Origin of the sequence: Saezia sanguinis, from assembly GCF_003991585.1 — a bacterium.
Classification (GTDB): domain Bacteria; phylum Pseudomonadota; class Gammaproteobacteria; order Burkholderiales; family Burkholderiaceae_C; genus Saezia; species Saezia sanguinis.
This window is the reverse complement of the sequence record NZ_PQSP01000185.1, coordinates 1-242: the sequence shown is the minus strand read 5'-3', so window position 1 is coordinate 242 and position 242 is coordinate 1. Positions and strand designations below refer to the sequence as shown.

The 242-nt window shown below is 66.5% G+C and carries 1 protein-coding gene; it reads left to right on the top strand.

The genetic code is table 11. The features are described 5' to 3' along the window. Positions 1-242, top strand: a 242-nt coding sequence (locus CUZ56_RS15430) for a hypothetical protein (protein WP_204250980.1), incomplete at both ends; no start/stop codon positions are given.

Sequence of the window (242 nt, the reverse complement as noted above, 5' to 3'; positions counted from 1 at the left end):
GCACCCGGCTGGACGCGGTGGCCAGCACCCGGGACGGAATCCGGCTCGCCGAACTCGACCTGGCCCAACGACACGAGGGCAATGTGCTGGGAGCAAACCAGTCCGGACGCTCGGTGCTGAGCATGCTGCGGGTGCTCGATCATGCCGACGTCATCACTGCGGCCAAGGACCTGGCCACTCGGTGGGTGAGTCAGGATCCCGATGATCCACGTCTGGCAGACATGGTGCGCTCGACCGAGGAG